This window comes from Proteiniphilum sp. UBA5384 (assembly GCF_002410825.1).
Taxonomy (GTDB): domain Bacteria; phylum Bacteroidota; class Bacteroidia; order Bacteroidales; family Dysgonomonadaceae; genus Proteiniphilum.
Map to the genome: position 1 here is coordinate 114,102 of NZ_DHOS01000032.1, position 16,161 is coordinate 130,262.

A 16,161-nucleotide genomic window follows, 5' to 3' on the forward strand; every position below is an offset into this window, starting at 1 on the left:
ACTTTTCTGCTATTTTCCTACGTCTTCCTGCAATCCGTCGTTCGATACCATGAGCGCCATGTGCGGCTTGCTTCCTCCGCGTGGAAACAGGAAATTGACCTCCCCAATATCACCGTATATGTATTTCATAGGTATTTCTCTGTATTATTAGCCATAGACCGGCGGAAATGATCGAAAAGGCGACCTGCCTTTCTTTCGTTACTTCGGGAGACGTGTATGCAGCTTTTATGGCTTCCTCCGATTCATGGAGAATCACTACTTTTGATGATTATACAGCATGGACAAAACCTTTTCCCCTGTTCGGAACGTTCGCCAATAGTTACAGTATAAGTTGCCATACGAATAAAATAAATATTGATGTTATACGTAAAGGTAAGAATAATAGATGAAATACAATAAAAACATAAACACAATGAAATTAAAAACAATTCTTACTTACAGGATTAAACCTTGGTGCCTGCTTAGTTACGGCGCAAACCTATATTTACAGTAATGAACTATCTTATTAACTCTTAAGAATATAAAACCCCTCATCCGTATCAAATATCTTAGTCCTTATATCATTCCAAACGAGTTACAGAATGATAATAATGTTTTAACTTTGTAAGATTGAGTTTTATGTGCCGAAATTAAGTAACAATATCATCATACAAAAAGCAACATGCCTTTATTGAACCTGCTAACCATTTCACACAAGTTTCTAAAGCCGGGAATTTTAATTACCCTGCTCATCTCTATGATCTGTACTCATGACACAGCATATGGGAATAACCCTCATCAATTCAGAATCATAAACCCCACTTGTGACTATCAACAAGAACCTCTGTTGGTGTCCGCCAAACCTCGCTTTGGATGGAAACTACAATCCGAGAAGCAGGACGTAAGCCAGTCTGCCTACACCATAGAGGTATATACCCATGTCAATGGGAAGGAGGTGAAAATATGGGATTCGGGAAAAGTGCAATCCAATCTGAACCAACGGGTGCAATATAACGGGTCACAAATGCTGGAACCGGGGACAGCCTATCTATGGAGAGTCAAGGTATGGGACTCTGACAATAATGCTTCAGCATGGAGTGAGATGCACAGATTCCGGATCGCCCCATCGGATATAGGGTTAGATGCCAAATGGATCGGAGCGATCGACAGGAAAGACGCCCATATCCCAGAAGGAAGAAATTACCATGGATTGTCCATTTCCTCCGAGGCAGGAAAAAAATGGCAAGATACCCATCCACTTTCCAGAAGGAGCATCTACCTGAGAAAAGATTTTCCGGTCAGCAAGAAAATTAAAGACGCAATCGTCGATATCAGCGGATTGGGGCATTATGAGCTGTCGCTGAACGGTGAAAAAGTGGGGGATTCCCAATTTGACCCGATGTGGAGTGATTATGACAAGACAATCTATTATAATGCCTATGATATAACTGATGCCCTGCAACAAAACAATACAATCGGGGTATTACTGGGTAATGGATTTTTTAATCAGCAAGGCGGGCGCTATGTAAAAATGCAGGTAAGCTTTGGACCTCCCACCCTCTTTTTTAAATTGCATATCACTTATGAGGATGGTACAAGCCAGGAAATTGCCTCGGACGAAAGCTGGAAATATTCCTTAAGTCCTCTCGTATTCAATGACATGTATGGCGGTGAGGATTATGATGCAAGATTAGAGCAGAAAGGATGGGACAGCTATGGGTTCAACCAGTCAGATTGGCAGCCGGCAGTGGTACAAAGTACCCCGAATGGCCGACTGACACCACAAACAACCACCTCCGTCAAAATAATGGAAACCTATTTGCCTAAATCGGTAAAAAAGGTGGGGGATGCCCATGTCTTCGATATGGGACAAAACCTGTCAGGTTTTCCGGAGATCAAAGTTTCAGGAAAACCGGGCGACAAGGTGAGATTAACAGTAGGTGAAAGGATTCACGAAGATGGCACGGTAGACCAATCCCGATCGGGTTCGCCCTATTATTACGAATATATCTTGAAAGGAGATCCGGAGGAAGTCTGGCATCCCCGTTTCTCCTATTATGGTTATAAATATATACAGATAGACGGAATTAAACCAAAAGAAATGCAATCCCATTTTGTATATAATTCGAGCACTCCGACAGGCCGTTTTCACTGTTCCAATGAAATATTCAATGAGACTCACCGGCTCATAGTGAATGCCATTAAAAGCAATATGCATGCTGTATTCACCGATTGTCCCCATCGTGAGAAATTAGGATGGCTAGAGCAATTGCATCTGAACGGTCCGGGATTATTCTATAATTTTGATCTGACGACATTCGTCCCGAAGATTATGCGGGATATACGTGACGCACAACTGCCAAATGGATTGGTGCCTGATATTGCTCCGGAATATGTTGTTTTTGAAGGAGGCTTCCGTGACTCTCCCGAATGGGGAAGTGCTGCCGTTTTCCTGCCGTTTATGTATTACCGGTTCTATGGGGATAATTCATTGATTAAGGAATACTACGACGTGATGAAAAGATATGTAGATTATCTCTCCACCACTGCGACCAACCATATTGTCTCCCACGGATTGGGTGACTGGTGCGATTACCGTAAGGACGAGCCTTATGGTCCTTCAAAAAACACGCCGGTATCGTTATCTGCCTCCACCCATTATTATATGGTGATCGACTATCTGGCGCAAGCTGCTGAAATAACGAATAATCGCAACGATTTTACTTTTTATTCAAAACTAAGAAAGCAGGTAAAGGATGCTTTCAACAAAGAGTTTTTTGATGAAAACACCCGTCAATACGGTACGGGAAACCAGGCTTCGAATGCCATGCCGTTGTTCGCAGAGATTGTGGAGCATCAATACAAACAAGCTGTATTGGACAATCTGGTGAGAGATATAGAGGAAAAAGGGTATCGGCTTTCCACGGGAGATGCCGGTAACAGGTACCTGTTCCAGACATTGGCTGATAACGGGCTGAACGAGATCATGTACAAGATGCATAATCACCGGGAAGTGCCGGGATACGGTTTCCAACTCCAATTCGGCATTACTACCCTTACTGAACTGTGGGATCCGAGAGACGGTGCATCATGGAATCATTTCATGATGGGCCAGATTGAAGAATGGTTCTACAAATCGCTGGCAGGAATAACGGCAGAAGATTATAGTGGGTTCCAAAACTTTGTGATTGCTCCCAAGCCGGTGGGGGATCTGAAATTTGTAGAGGCGTCTTACGAGACGTTGTACGGGACGATTTCCGTCAACTGGAAAATCGATGGAGATCAATTCAAAATGGATATCTCTGTGCCTCCCAACTGCACGGCAAAAGTATATCTCCCTAAAGAAAGCAATTATAAATCAGTTGGGAGCGGGAGCCATTCGTTTATAACAACGGTATTTTGATGTGCTGATTAGATGTTTTTTAGTATGATGATTTACTTGATTAATAAATTCATCAATCAGTAAATCGTTCTTGGTCTACCCTGAAACAGTTTTTTATTATGGTAAAATTGTATAGATACTTCATCCTAATTATACTCCTCTTGTTCAGCTATTTTGCAAATAGTAAACAAATGAAACGAATATTCTTTTTTCTGACTGTATTCATATTCACCGCCATAACGGCTTGGGGAAGCAAACCTCCATCATCGGTAATCCCTGTCAACCTCACCTGCGAATACCTGACCAATCCGACCGGACTGAATGTACCCCATCCTCGTTTCAGCTGGACACTGCAGCCAACTGACGATTCCGCATACGGTCAGCGGCAAACGGCATACCGTATTTTGATTGGCAGTTCAAAACAAAAAAAGGCTGACAATTTTGGTGATATGTGGGACAGCGGATGGATAGAGTCGGATAATATGCAACTGATTGAATACGGAGGCAAACCGTTGCAATCCGATCAAAAATATTTTTGGACAGTAGCCGTAAAGGATGAAAAGGGGAATGAATCTGTGTACGCCAAACCGGCTGAATGGAGTACGGGGTTATTCACACAGGAGGAGTGGACGGCAAAGTGGATCGGCACGGACGAAGCTTACAACCCGGCAGAAGGGCCTAACAAGATGCCGGATCCCTGGTTCCGGAAAACTTTCAATGTAAAGGAAAAACCTACTAAGGCCACACTCTTTGTGGCATCAGTAGGATACCATGAAGTATATGTCAACGGAAAGAAGATAGATGATCACGTGCTTGCCCCAGCGGCCACGGATCATACCAAGCGGGCACGGTATATCGCTTATGATATTGCTCCGGCACTTACTTCCGGCAAAAACGTCATTGTGTTATGGGTGGGAACTTCATGGTCCATTTTCGGTCCCTATGCCACTTCCGACAAACCCCGCACCCCTCTTGTAATTGCACAAACAGATATTTGGGCAAGGAATGGTCAAAAGCTCACAAGGATTGCCACCGACGAGTCGTGGAAAACTCATCCGAGTCCCAATAGGCTGACCGGCAATTGGGGATTTGGCGTAGGCGGTTATGGAGGCGAGATCTGGGATGCCCGCAAAGAAGTGAAAGGATGGAATCTCACAACCCTCGACGACCACAACTGGAAAAAAGCTACAGTATATACGCCGGCATTGGAACTATCAGCACAACAAGTGGAGACCAATAAACTGATGGATGAGATTCATCCCATCTCCATCGAATCTCGTCCGGATGGCACTTACCGCGTGGATATGGGAGTGAACTTCGCGGGATGGACACGGATTTCCCTACAGGGCAATCCCGGTGATACCATCCGGTTTCTTTTTTCGGAACGGGAGCAGGATGATATGACGTTCGGGCTGATGAATGCTTATGTAATTGGCGCTTCCGGAAAAGGCACCTTTGAAAACCGTTTCAATTATAGTTCCGGCAGGTGGATCACCATCAAGGGGTTAAAATCGGCACCCCAAAAAGAAGATATCAAAGGGTGGATGATACGTACCGCTTTCGATGAAACTACCCGCTTCGAGTGCTCCGATCCTTTGCAAAACTGGATATACAATACCGTAAAATGGACTTTCGAAAACCTATCACTGGGTGGATTTATCGTCGACTGCCCACAACGCGAACGGTTCGGCTATGGTGGTGATGCACATGCCACTTCCGAAACCGGCCTGTTCAATTACAAATTAGGGGCGTTCTATACCAAATGGCTGGAAGATTGGCGCGATGTACAGGGATCGGAGCCCATGACGGGCAATATGAACGATCCGGAGTGGGCGCGCAAGCAGGAAGGAAGCGGAAGAATATTGGGTGGAGGCGTACTCCCGCAGAGTGCACCCACCTACCATGGTGGTGGCGGCCCGGCATGGGGAGGAATTGTGGTCACCCTCCCGTGGTTCATGTACCAATACCATGGAGACGTGCGGGTACTCGAAGATAATTTCGAAATGATTCAAGCATGGTTGGAATTCCTCAACACCCACGTAGAAAATGATATGCTCAAACGATACGGAGCACAATGGGATTTTCTGGGCGACTGGCTCTGGCCGGGGGCCACATCACAGGGAATGAATAACAATTCCGATGAAAACTTGTTTTTCAACAACTGCTATTGGGTATATAACCTAAAAACGGCAGCGAAGATTGCAGCGGTAATTGGAAAAACCAAGGAGGCGGATCAATGGACACAACAGGCAGCACGTTCCTCCAAAGCCATTCATACAAGATGGTACATTGCCGAGATACAAAACTACTCCGACAAGACAATGCGGAGCCTTGCCGCCGCCCTTTACGGTGATATCATGCCCGCTGAATTGAGACCCAAAGTGATGGAAAGTCTGGCAGAGGAGATACTGATCAACCAAAACAGACATATCGACGTGGGCATTACCGGTGGAGCGATGCTTTTCAAAGTATTGCGCGAAGAGGGTCGTGATGATCTTATCTACTCCATGACATCCCAGACCACCTATCCGAGTTGGGGGCTTATGCGGAAGAGTGGAGCCACCACCATCTGGGAGATGTGGGAAAAAGATCTTCCGGGACATTCACTATTGCACAGTTCCTATCTTTATCCCGGAGCCTGGTATATTGATGGAGTATCGGGAATCCGAAGGGATCCCGATATCCCCGGATTCCGAAAGTTTGTGGTAAAAGTTCCGAAATTCACAGAAACTCAAATATCACACGCAAAAGCGTCGTTCAATTCGCCGGCAGGATTGATCGAGTCATCATGGAAACGGGAAAACGGAAAAACAGAATTAAATGTAACGGTACCCCCTAATTGCACGGCAACCATCCTGTTTCCTGAGCACAATGGAAAAACAGTTGATATAAATACTGATCACGCCAAAGAAACAGGTAGGAAAGACGGGTATATCCTGTTTGAAGTGCCGGCAGGAAAATACCGGTTTACAGATTAGATAATGTCTTCGGAGATAGTGCGCTTTGCATGATATTGCACTACGTTCGATAGTGTGCTTTACACGATAAGTGATAGAAATGACTAAGTTTTCAGCCCATCGATTGGGCTCTTAGCTATTGATTATAAAATCTTTACTCTTTATTCTTTATAAAAATGAAACACGCTTATTTTTCAATTGTACTTATCCTGGCCGGAATCATGACCGGATGTCAGGGAACAGCTGTCAAGATCGGTTCCCTAAAAGTGGAAATGCAGGAAAACCCACAGGGACTGGACACCTCAACTCCCCAGTTCTCGTGGCAAATCAGCTCAGCGCAACCCGATCTGCAACAGGAAGCCTATCAGATTCAGGTCGCAGGATCGGAGCAGGACCTAAAAAAAGGGAACAACCTGTTATGGGATTCCGGGATCGTATCAGATAATGAATCCATATTGATCCATTATAAAGGAAATGCACTCTCTCCAAGAGAAGTCTATTACTGGCGGGTAAAAGTAATTACCAACCAGGGAGAAACAGCCTGGAGCAAAGTCAACCATTGGTCGATGGCATTGCCGGATATTACCGGCTGGAAAGCCAAATGGATCGGCGAAGACGCACTTTCGAATCCCGGCGAGACAGACAAGGGACACACCCGTCTGGCTGCCCGTTATCTAAGAAAACCGTTCGACAGTAAACAAAATGTGAAGCGTGCCATGCTCTACATCTCGGGGCAGGGCGCCTATGAAGCTTATATCAACGAAAATCGTGTGTCGGACGATGTCCTCGCTCCAACGGTCTCATGGTATCCCCAAAAAGTATACTATAATGTATATGATGTCACTCCACTTGTCAGGAAAAACGACAATCTATTGGCGGTAAAACTGGGAAGCGGCCGCTATTTCGGCATGCGGGACGGATGGAGTCTCATGTTCGGGTTACCACGCCTGCTGGCCCAATTGGAAATTGAATATGGCGACGGATCCACTGACGTCATCGTCAGCGACGAATCCTGGAAGGTCACCTCTCAAGGCCCCATCATTACCAATAATGAATTCGACGGCGAAGAATATGATGCCCGTTTAAAATTGGACGGATGGAACAAAGGTCAATATGATGACACAGCATGGAAACAAGCTGATATCATGGTTGCCCCGGAGGGTACACTCGTTGCACAACCTAATCCCAACATCCGGGTGCAGGAAGAACTGACACCGGTAGCCATCACCAAACTCATCGACGGGAAATTTATCCTCGATATGGGTCAGAACATGGTCGGCTGGATAAAGATCAACCGGTTGAAAGGGAAAAAGGATCAACCTATCACCATGCGGTTCGCGGAATTGCTCAATCCCGACGGCACACTCTATATGGCTAACCTAAGGAGCGCAAAGGTGACCGATATTTATACTCCCGCACAAGATGGGGATTTCAGTTGGGAGCCATCTTTCGTCTTCCACGGATTCCGCTTCGTGGAAATATCAGGATTGGATTACCAACCGGCATTATCCGATTTCACAGGGAAGGTGATCTATGACCTGATGGAAACGACCGGACAATTTGAAACATCCGACGAAACCATCAACCAGATATTCAAAAATGCCTATTGGGGTATCCGTGGAAATTACCGGGGCATGCCCACCGACTGTCCGCAACGCGACGAACGCCAGGGATGGATGGGCGACCGGGTGACCGGATGTTTCGGAGAGGCATTCGTGTTCGACAATGCCCTCCTGTATAGCAAATGGTTACAAGATGTGGAGGATTCTCAAAGTCCCGAAGGCAGTATCTCCGTGGTCTCCCCACGCTACTGGACTATCTATAATGACGATGTGACCTGGCCGGCCGCCTATTTCTACACTGCAAAAATGTTATGGCAACAATATGGCGACACTGCACCGATCAAGAAGCACTACCCTTCCATGAAACGTTATCTGGAACGTATTCAACAAGTATCGATGCAGGATTATATTGTCACGAAAGATACTTATGGCGATTGGTGTATGCCGCCCGAATCGCAGGAACTCATCCACTCGCAAGACCCCACCCGGAAAACGGCCGGCGCCATACTCAGTTCCACCATGTATTACAGCCTGTTAGGTCTGATGAGTGAATTTGCCCTGCTCACCGGAAATGAAAAGGATATTGCTGGGTACGAAGAGTTGGCATCCAAAATCAAGGAAGCCTATAATACCCGTTTTTTTAATGCAGACTCCGCCCTCTATGACAACAATACCGTCACGGCCAATATACTTTCACTGCGTTTGGGATTGGTACCGGAAGGATATGCACAAAAGGTGTTCGACAATATCGTACGTAAAACCGAAGTAGATTTCAACGGACATGTAAGCACAGGCGTTTTGGGCATACAACACCTTATGCGGGGTCTTACAGAGCATGGAAATGTAGACCTGGCTTACAAGATCGCCTCTAACCGTACCTATCCCAGCTGGGGATATATGATTGAAAAAGGTGCAACCACCATCTGGGAACTATGGAATGGCGATACGGCCGATCCTGCGATGAATTCCGCCAATCATGTCATGCTACTGGGCGACCTGCTAATCTGGTTTTACGAGGATTTGGCAGGCATCAAAAACCATCCTCAAAGCATCGCTTATAAAAAACTGCTGATGGAACCGAAATTTCCCGAAGGATTGTCGCACGTAAAAGCTTCCTATAAATCGGTTTACGGAGAGGTAAAAAGCGAATGGAAAAAGGGAAACGGCACATTCCTCTGGGATATCACCATTCCGGGGAACAGTTCGGCCATTATCAGGTTACCGAAAGAACTGAACGTGTCGAAACCATCCGGGAATGGTGTGAGAAACGTTACCGAAACAGAAACCGGAATTGAAATAGAAGTAGGATCCGGGAACTATCGATTATCAAACTTATAAACGGAGCTAAAGACCACTTAGGAAAATAGACACACAACCCATACTATTTCACCAGAAATAAAGATGTTACTACATTTATAGAGCAGGCGTTTTTTTGTGTGTGAATTATAAAATTCCGGAGTAGTAGAAAATCCCGATAGGATTACAGTCCTATCGGGATATAAAGAATCTGTATTTTCAGTACCTTCCAGATAAATCCGCTATTCTTTTATGATTGCTTTTCTTCTTGCGGATAACTTAATTCATGCTTCGGTTTTACCAAAGTCAGCATTAGCACAACAGCAGCCAGCACAACAATGGATAGTTTGCTAAAATCCGCACCGAGATTACCGGCGTCGGTAGAGGAGCCCAACATCAATGTCACGGTATATCCGGCGAAAACCCCCATCATGTTCATGATTCCGTAGGCAGTAGCCCTGTATTGTTGAGGTATAATCTGGCAGAGAATAGGCATATTATTGGTATCAAACATACCGAAGCCAATTCCGAAAAGCATGCTGGCTCCAATAAGTCCTGCGTATGTATGTCCGTATCCCAGTAAGACAAGGGATGGTACGGTGAGGATCAATCCGATGGCGCTAGTGTATATTCTACCCCTGATATTTTTTTGCACCCAGCGGTCAGACAGAGGTCCTCCAATTAGGACACCAATAAAAGAGGCTATGGCGATTGAGATGGTAGCCATCGGGCCTGCCTTGGCCATCTCTATCCCCAGATTCTCAGAGAAAAGGGTAGGAAGCCAGTTTTTTGTAGCCCAACCCGGAAAACTGGGCGCCATAAAGTAGAAAAGTAATATCCAGAAAGAAAGTGTCCCGAGGATCACACCGAATGAACTGAATAGGGACTCTTTTTTAATTTTTTCTGTAGATTTGGAATTTAACCTTGCGGTTGCAGTGCCGGCATGCCCCTCTTTATCGTGTAAGAAGAATATCAATACCACCGAATAGATAATCCCGATCATTCCAAACCAATGAAAAACGGTATGCCAGGAATAGTTAGCAGCAATGGTTGCCCCGAATCCTCCAAGCGCCTGTCCCACGTACAACCCCGACATATGAATCCCGATAGCGAGTGAACGGGTTTTGGAACTGTGGAAATCTGCAATCATCGCCAGTGCGGTAGGCAGGTATAACGCCTCACTCACACCCATGAATGCCCGTAACCAGTATACCTGCTGGAAAGTTTGGGCAAGTCCGAGCAAATAAGTCACCGCCGACCAGACAAACAGACTGGTTACAATAACCCACTTACGATTGACCCTGTCGGCAATTACTCCTGCAACCGGGCTCATCAATCCGTAAATTAACAGGAAAATACCCATTACCCGTCCAAAATTCTCCGCTATAGCTAACTCTTTTATATCCAATTGCATCGATGACTGCAAGGTAGAAAGCATCTGTCGGTCAAGATAATTGAGCAATGCAACCATCCAAAGCAAACAAACAACTATCCAAGGGTAATATTTTTTATTCTTCATTGTCTTTTTATTATTTTATTTCTTGCTCTTTACGACAGTTTTATCTATAAAGACGGGTAATATAAGGTGAACGGACTCCCGGGCGAATTTCACCACAAACGATATACACGTTCTCACCATCCGAAATATTTGCCGCAACCGCTACAGGAGGATTCATTGTTTCCCCCGCCTGCAACCACTCATCTGTAATAATACTGTAAACCAATATTTTATTATTGAATCCCCCGTGATTTATCCAAAGGCTGTCCCGTTCATCAAAATCTCCCTTATTGACAGCATGTTCCACCTGATTAAATACCACTCCTCCATCTCCCCCATATAGTAGGATATGCGAACTATCTACCGAAGCGGCTGTGGCCATTGCCAATGGAATACCCTCATTTTCCTTCAAACGGATATCCTGCTTCTTAACCCATCTACCTGTAGAGGGACGAAAATGATATACCGATGAATAGAAAGCAGTTGGTCCGGAATCGACCTTCGCCCTGCCTCCAAAAACAAAAAGCGACATCTCTTCACCATACTGCTGGGATATGAGGGCAGCCCCCGAGATCGATACCGGAAAATTGACCAGTTTGTTCCATCCTTTGCCCGGATTACTCAGATCAAGCACAAGAAATTGATTCGATGAGTTGCCGTCTGCCAATTCACCTCCCACCAGATAGACTCTAGAACCGATCACTGTGGCAGTAGAGTTTTTAACCGGTATTGGTAACGCAGGGTATTCAGTAATGGCAACTGCCCCTCCATTATACGAAAGCAACCATGATTTTGCGGTAATCCCCTCCGGGGTGAGTCCTCCCGCACAGAGCAATCCTCCCGGTATAGTCGCATAGGATCCTTCGGCAACAGGAACGGGTAAATCACTTCCCTCATACACTATGTTGAGTGAACCGTCTGACTGCTGCTGAAAAACAAAAACCTTATCCGAATACTGCTTGACTCCACCCTGCCACGGCTTACCATAAGGAAATGAAGAACCTCCCGCCATAATAAACCAGTTTCCCTGCTTCCCGAAGAATGTACCTGCCAGTCCTTCGTGGAGCGTTGAATCAGCCAATGTTTCCATGGAAAATACATTGATCTGATGTAGATTGTTAAAATTATTCGCTTTCAGGGAAAAGGAATTTATAACGGCTGCAAGTACCACAAGCAATAGATAGAGAGCGGTACGGGTCAGATAAGTTTTTTTAGGTATCATAAATGATTGAGTGATTCGTTTATTTAAGTTCTTCAAGGGAAACAGTCTGGAAAACCATGTCGGCCTGACTACTCTCATAAAGGATTCCAATAGTTGTATCATTGACCGAAGTGATGCAGGAATATCCCCGTCCACTGTATTCATCCAACAGGATATATTTCTCTTCGGGCCAAGTATTGCCATCGTCATAACTCGCTTTCAGCGTGATATTATTGCGTTTTGAAGTTGAAGCGGGATTGACAAATAAGAGCATTGTTTTCTTCTCTCCATTTTCCTGATAGACGTGCTTATGTAAACTTGCCATACAGGTGGGTTCTATCAATGCATTTCGGGAAGTATGATGTTCAACCCATGTTTCTCCCAAATCGTTAGTGATAAAGACAGAGCGTCCGTTTACCTCCTCATTCCCCCTGTTACGGTTATCTCTCATGTTCAACATAATGGACCCGTCGGACAACTCCACAGCCATACATTCTGTGGTATTTTTTGTAGCAGGATTACTGGTAGTCCATGTCTTTCCACCATCTTTGCTCCATGTGATATTGGAAAACGGTTTGCCAGTTTCATCCCTTCCCTGTGTGGGTAGCACCAATGTGCCATCTGCCAGGGTGATTCCATGTCCCGGTGCCGGGGCAAACAACCACCACTCTCTCTTCTTGATAGGGGTTATATTCATCGGTTCGCTCCAGGTCAGCCCGTCGTCTGAACTCTTCGTAATCAGGAATTGAGATGTTTCTTTTACACCAAATCCCGGCTGTGAACCTTTCGCATGCCACTGATGAATCCATCGGGTACTGTCTTCGGTCATACCTTCCACCCATCTCCCGGTTTCACGATCGAGTACCCCATGCATCCATAGTCCGGCGACATAGATATCACCTGTATTATCATCCACAAGAATACAGGCATCGCTTACCCCGTTATATTTCTCTGGCAATCCACCCCACTCGTTCATATCCAGCACAGTCTGCATTGGGTCCCAAGTCCGACCTCCATCGGTACTCCGGTTCAATGCAATGTCCATATGCCCCTGCAGATCACGACCACTATCGTAACGCGCATCATATATGGCCAGCAGCGTTCCATTTTTCGAAGTCTCCAGTCCCGGGATACGCGAAGTATGCACACCGTCCTGCTTATGTTGACGAACGGCGACTCCCACTCTCAGTTTTTCGGTAGGTCTTTTTTCCGAAAGTCTCAGGACTTCCGGATCCGTCCTAATTTCCGTAAGTATTACTCGTATCCGGCTTTGAAGAGATATATCTTCTTTTAGTTTTATGGATATCCAAAAGGAAAACGTATCTGTATCGATTGTAAAGGTGTCTTCAAAAGAAACTTTTTGCAATGCAGGGAGAGGATTGCTGAGAAGCTTACCAGAATTGATCATTCCATTATTTTTCGCACCATAAATGCTGATTGACTCTACAATCTGACTTACATCATCACCTTCCAGTTCCAAATCTATTTTTTGTATCTCGTAATTTTCTCCTGTCCGGTTTATAAGATCGACACGCATTACCGGATTTATATCTTTTTGACTTAATACCGGCAACATAGGGTATTGTACATCCGCTTTAATATCCTGACCATATGATTGACAGGATAAAAAGAAAATTATTCCCGCAACCAAACATAATGATACTTTTCTCATATTTATATTTTTAAAGTTTATATTATGTCCTTATTTAGATTTTTAAATAAGCAGCTAACACTATTTATATTCCAACCATGTGGTTATATTTGCATCGGTATCCGAAGTAAACCGGATCCAGCGTGCCTGAAAAGAAGGGGTAAACTGATGACGTTGTTGTTGTCCCGGTTCTACCGTGTAAACCGCATACTCCATCCAATCGCCGTTTCCCGTCGGATCCACTTCCAGTGTGATCTTCACTTTATTTTCTGACGTATGAGACAAGGTCAATTCCCGTTCATCATAAAAACCGATCAGATAAGGGTCGGAAGCAACTTGTGCTTTTACGTTTGAATCTACCCACGGACCTCCTTTACCGGTCGGTTTTCCTAATTTCCACAGGTCATCGATGACGCCTGCCCATACGGCTGCTTTGCCGTCTTCCGAAACAATGATATGCGGGTTTTCCTTTCCTTCTTCAGGAGTAATACCGGTTAGTATAAGCATTCCACGGTAGGAAGCATAGTCATTGATACGGTAGTGATGGGTAGCTACCGGGCGGATCTTGGCATATCCGTCCGCATTTTCTGCCGGCAATTCATAAAAGGTACCGTGGCAACTGAACAGATCCCGCTCTGTGGCTACTTCACGACATATACGCAACAGTCCCCGATCGGTCAAAGAACTGTAAGCATCCTCTCCTAAGGGTAATCTCCACCGCCGGTTTTTATCATCAACTATTAGAACGGATCCTTTTTCTATCTCCACTACCTGCGAGGGTATGGCAAACCGATCGCGGATAAAACCGGCTGTTTCGGCATCCTCTTTCCGTTCCAGTTTCAGTGCTTCACCCATTTCATAATATCCGGTTTCCGATATTTTTCCCTCGGTGGTTCTATTCGCAAATAAACCGAGCGCACGGCGGTTTTCACCCAAAGCATACAACAATCCACCCAGACTCGATTCCGACCCTACATCGGTCAATCCGTTGAAAATTGCATCCGGAACAGTACTCCTTGTATCGTTATCACTATAGGTAAAGGTCAAAGTAAGTGTAACCGGCCTGTCCGGTTTGGCTCGTACCCACTCTCCTGTTTCCGATGAAGAAAAGTCGACATGGACCGACTCACCGGGAACCAAATCTATAGTTTTCAACGTACTCCACTCATTATTTCCCTTTTTATCTACTTCATAAGTGACCGTTACCTGAGTAGCCCCTTCATTTTTCACCCAACTGCTGCGATGTGGCCAACCGGCAAATAGGAACGGTTCCGAGCATTCATCCGCATTGACTATTTCTCCTGCCCAGACTGTGCCGGTTGCGGTAACAGGGCCCAACTGGTCGGGTATGGATACCGTTGTAAACCATAGATTTGAATTAGACTGACCCGGTCCTTCAATATTTCCTTTTGCCTTACGTTTATTAAGAAACTCCTTTTGGGCAGAATCATCACAACCAAAAACCAATTGATCCTCCCATCTTGTAAAATCACCGATTACTTTCAAATAAGCGGAACGGGGACGGATGCCGGCGCTGTTTGTCACCCTGAACGTACCGGGAAAATTCCAGAACATCCCATGCATCGTCATCAGATAATCCGGTTGCTCTTGCGTACCTACATCGCGGATACGGGGCCATTCAGTATTCCACCCGTGTGCACCGTCGTAACTATGACTTGCTTTCGGCAGACGGTAAAAACTCCATCCATCTTTCACATCCCGCACACCAAGCAACAGGGACTTATGATCCCATCCGGTTGCCCAGATCGGGGCGATTTCAGGACTGGGATTACCATATATTCCGCCGGGGCCGGTTACTTCTACAAACTGATTTCGGCGTACTAATTTCCACTCTTTCCCATCCCATTCGGAAAGGGATCCGGCCTCCACATCAAATTTATGCAATGCTTCTTGTGTAGCTTCGCCATTATTGGAATAGACCAGTACCCCCTGTCCCGAGTAGAGGCCTTTACCATGAGCACCGGGCAATAACGCCGCTTCCTGCGCCATTTCTCCGGGCTTGCGATCCACATTCCCGTCCCGGAATAGTTCTTCCACTTCCAGCGTATTCACATCCACTTCATAAAATCCTTCTTCCATGGTGCCGTAGTAGATCTTATTGGCGGGATTAGTCAAATGACGCGCATTCCCAGTATGCCTTCCGGGCATATCGGTATATAGAATTGCACGGATGCCCCCTTCCGCATCAATGGCATAGGGCCCCATAAAAAGCTGATTACTTTCCTTGTGTATCATCCGGTTGGCAGGAGTACCTCCAATACTCTCATCTCGGACTATTTGCTGTAAACCGGGTGTGACCTGATATAATTTGTCGGATGAACCGTAAGGCAAATGAGGGCCATAGGTAATCACCCATAAGCTTCCCGCCCAGGGAACCACAGCTCCGGTGCCGCATTCACCTTCGTTATTATAATAAGCCAAATGAGGATAGATACCTGAAATAGATGCCGGCAATTCCAAATTATTTTTTTGTGCCGTGCATGCTAAGATCAATGTCACACCAATAAAAAAAATCATTTTTTTCAAGACCATATAAAACATTATTTTAAAACGATTTATCTCCGTAATTCATACTCACCAATTATAGTAGGTTTGCAAACTATCAAGCGCATCC

The 16,161-nt window shown here is 45.4% G+C and carries 8 protein-coding genes; 4 read left to right on the forward strand and 4 right to left on the reverse strand.

Annotated features, from left to right (window positions below):
• Positions 1-167: 167 nt before the first annotated feature.
• The 4 genes from B4G81_RS06750 to B4G81_RS06765 all read left to right on the forward strand — a co-directional run bounded on the left by B4G81_RS06750 (position 168) and on the right by B4G81_RS06765 (position 9,218).
• Positions 168-389 carry a hypothetical protein gene (locus tag B4G81_RS06750; protein ID WP_294081223.1) on the forward strand — a complete coding sequence of 74 codons (222 nt, stop codon included), beginning with the start codon at positions 168-170 and terminating at the stop codon, positions 387-389.
• Between the two features lie 272 nt (positions 390-661).
• Positions 662-3,382, forward strand: a complete 2,721-nt coding sequence (locus tag B4G81_RS06755; RefSeq protein WP_349678739.1) for a glycoside hydrolase family 78 protein — start codon at positions 662-664, stop codon at positions 3,380-3,382.
• 170 nt (positions 3,383-3,552) lie between these two features.
• The gene (locus tag B4G81_RS06760) at positions 3,553-6,339 is read left to right on the forward strand and encodes a family 78 glycoside hydrolase catalytic domain (protein ID WP_294081225.1); all 2,787 of its coding nucleotides are present in this window, start codon (positions 3,553-3,555) and stop codon (positions 6,337-6,339) included.
• Between the two features lie 155 nt (positions 6,340-6,494).
• Positions 6,495-9,218, forward strand: coding sequence for an alpha-L-rhamnosidase (locus B4G81_RS06765; protein WP_294081226.1), 2,724 nt, complete (start codon positions 6,495-6,497; stop codon positions 9,216-9,218).
• Between the two features lie 208 nt (positions 9,219-9,426).
• On the opposite strand, the gene B4G81_RS06770 is transcribed toward B4G81_RS06765, so the two are convergent.
• The 4 genes from B4G81_RS06770 to B4G81_RS06785 are packed head-to-tail and all read right to left on the reverse strand — an operon-like array spanning position 9,427 to position 16,079.
• Positions 9,427-10,695: an MFS transporter gene (locus B4G81_RS06770; protein ID WP_294081227.1), complete on the reverse strand. Its 1,269-nt coding sequence runs from the start codon at positions 10,693-10,695 to the stop codon at positions 9,427-9,429.
• Between the two features lie 40 nt (positions 10,696-10,735).
• Entirely contained in the window at positions 10,736-11,896 is a 1,161-nt protein-coding gene (locus B4G81_RS06775; RefSeq protein WP_294081228.1) for a hypothetical protein, read from the reverse strand.
• 19 nt (positions 11,897-11,915) lie between these two features.
• Entirely contained in the window at positions 11,916-13,547 is a 1,632-nt protein-coding gene (locus tag B4G81_RS06780; RefSeq protein ID WP_294081229.1) for a sialidase family protein, read from the reverse strand.
• Positions 13,548-13,607: 60 nt separating this feature from the next.
• Positions 13,608-16,079, reverse strand: a complete 2,472-nt coding sequence (locus B4G81_RS06785; protein WP_414703177.1) for a hypothetical protein — start codon at positions 16,077-16,079, stop codon at positions 13,608-13,610.
• Positions 16,080-16,161 lie beyond the last annotated feature (82 nt).

What these genes read in the sequence shown, in the direction of transcription:
- B4G81_RS06780 (WP_294081229.1), bottom strand. Translation starts at nt 13,547, where the DNA reads ATGAGAAAAGTATCATTATGTTTGGTTGCGGGAATAATTTTCTTTTTA.
- B4G81_RS06755 (WP_349678739.1), top strand. Translation starts at nt 662, where the DNA reads ATGCCTTTATTGAACCTGCTAACCATTTCACACAAGTTTCTAAAGCCG.
- B4G81_RS06760 (WP_294081225.1), top strand. Translation starts at nt 3,553, where the DNA reads ATGAAACGAATATTCTTTTTTCTGACTGTATTCATATTCACCGCCATA.
- B4G81_RS06765 (WP_294081226.1), top strand. Translation starts at nt 6,495, where the DNA reads ATGAAACACGCTTATTTTTCAATTGTACTTATCCTGGCCGGAATCATG.
- B4G81_RS06770 (WP_294081227.1), bottom strand. Translation starts at nt 10,695, where the DNA reads ATGAAGAATAAAAAATATTACCCTTGGATAGTTGTTTGTTTGCTTTGG.
- B4G81_RS06750 (WP_294081223.1), top strand. Translation starts at nt 168, where the DNA reads ATGATCGAAAAGGCGACCTGCCTTTCTTTCGTTACTTCGGGAGACGTG.
- B4G81_RS06775 (WP_294081228.1), bottom strand. Translation starts at nt 11,896, where the DNA reads ATGATACCTAAAAAAACTTATCTGACCCGTACCGCTCTCTATCTATTG.
- B4G81_RS06785 (WP_414703177.1), bottom strand. Translation starts at nt 16,079, where the DNA reads ATGGTCTTGAAAAAAATGATTTTTTTTATTGGTGTGACATTGATCTTA.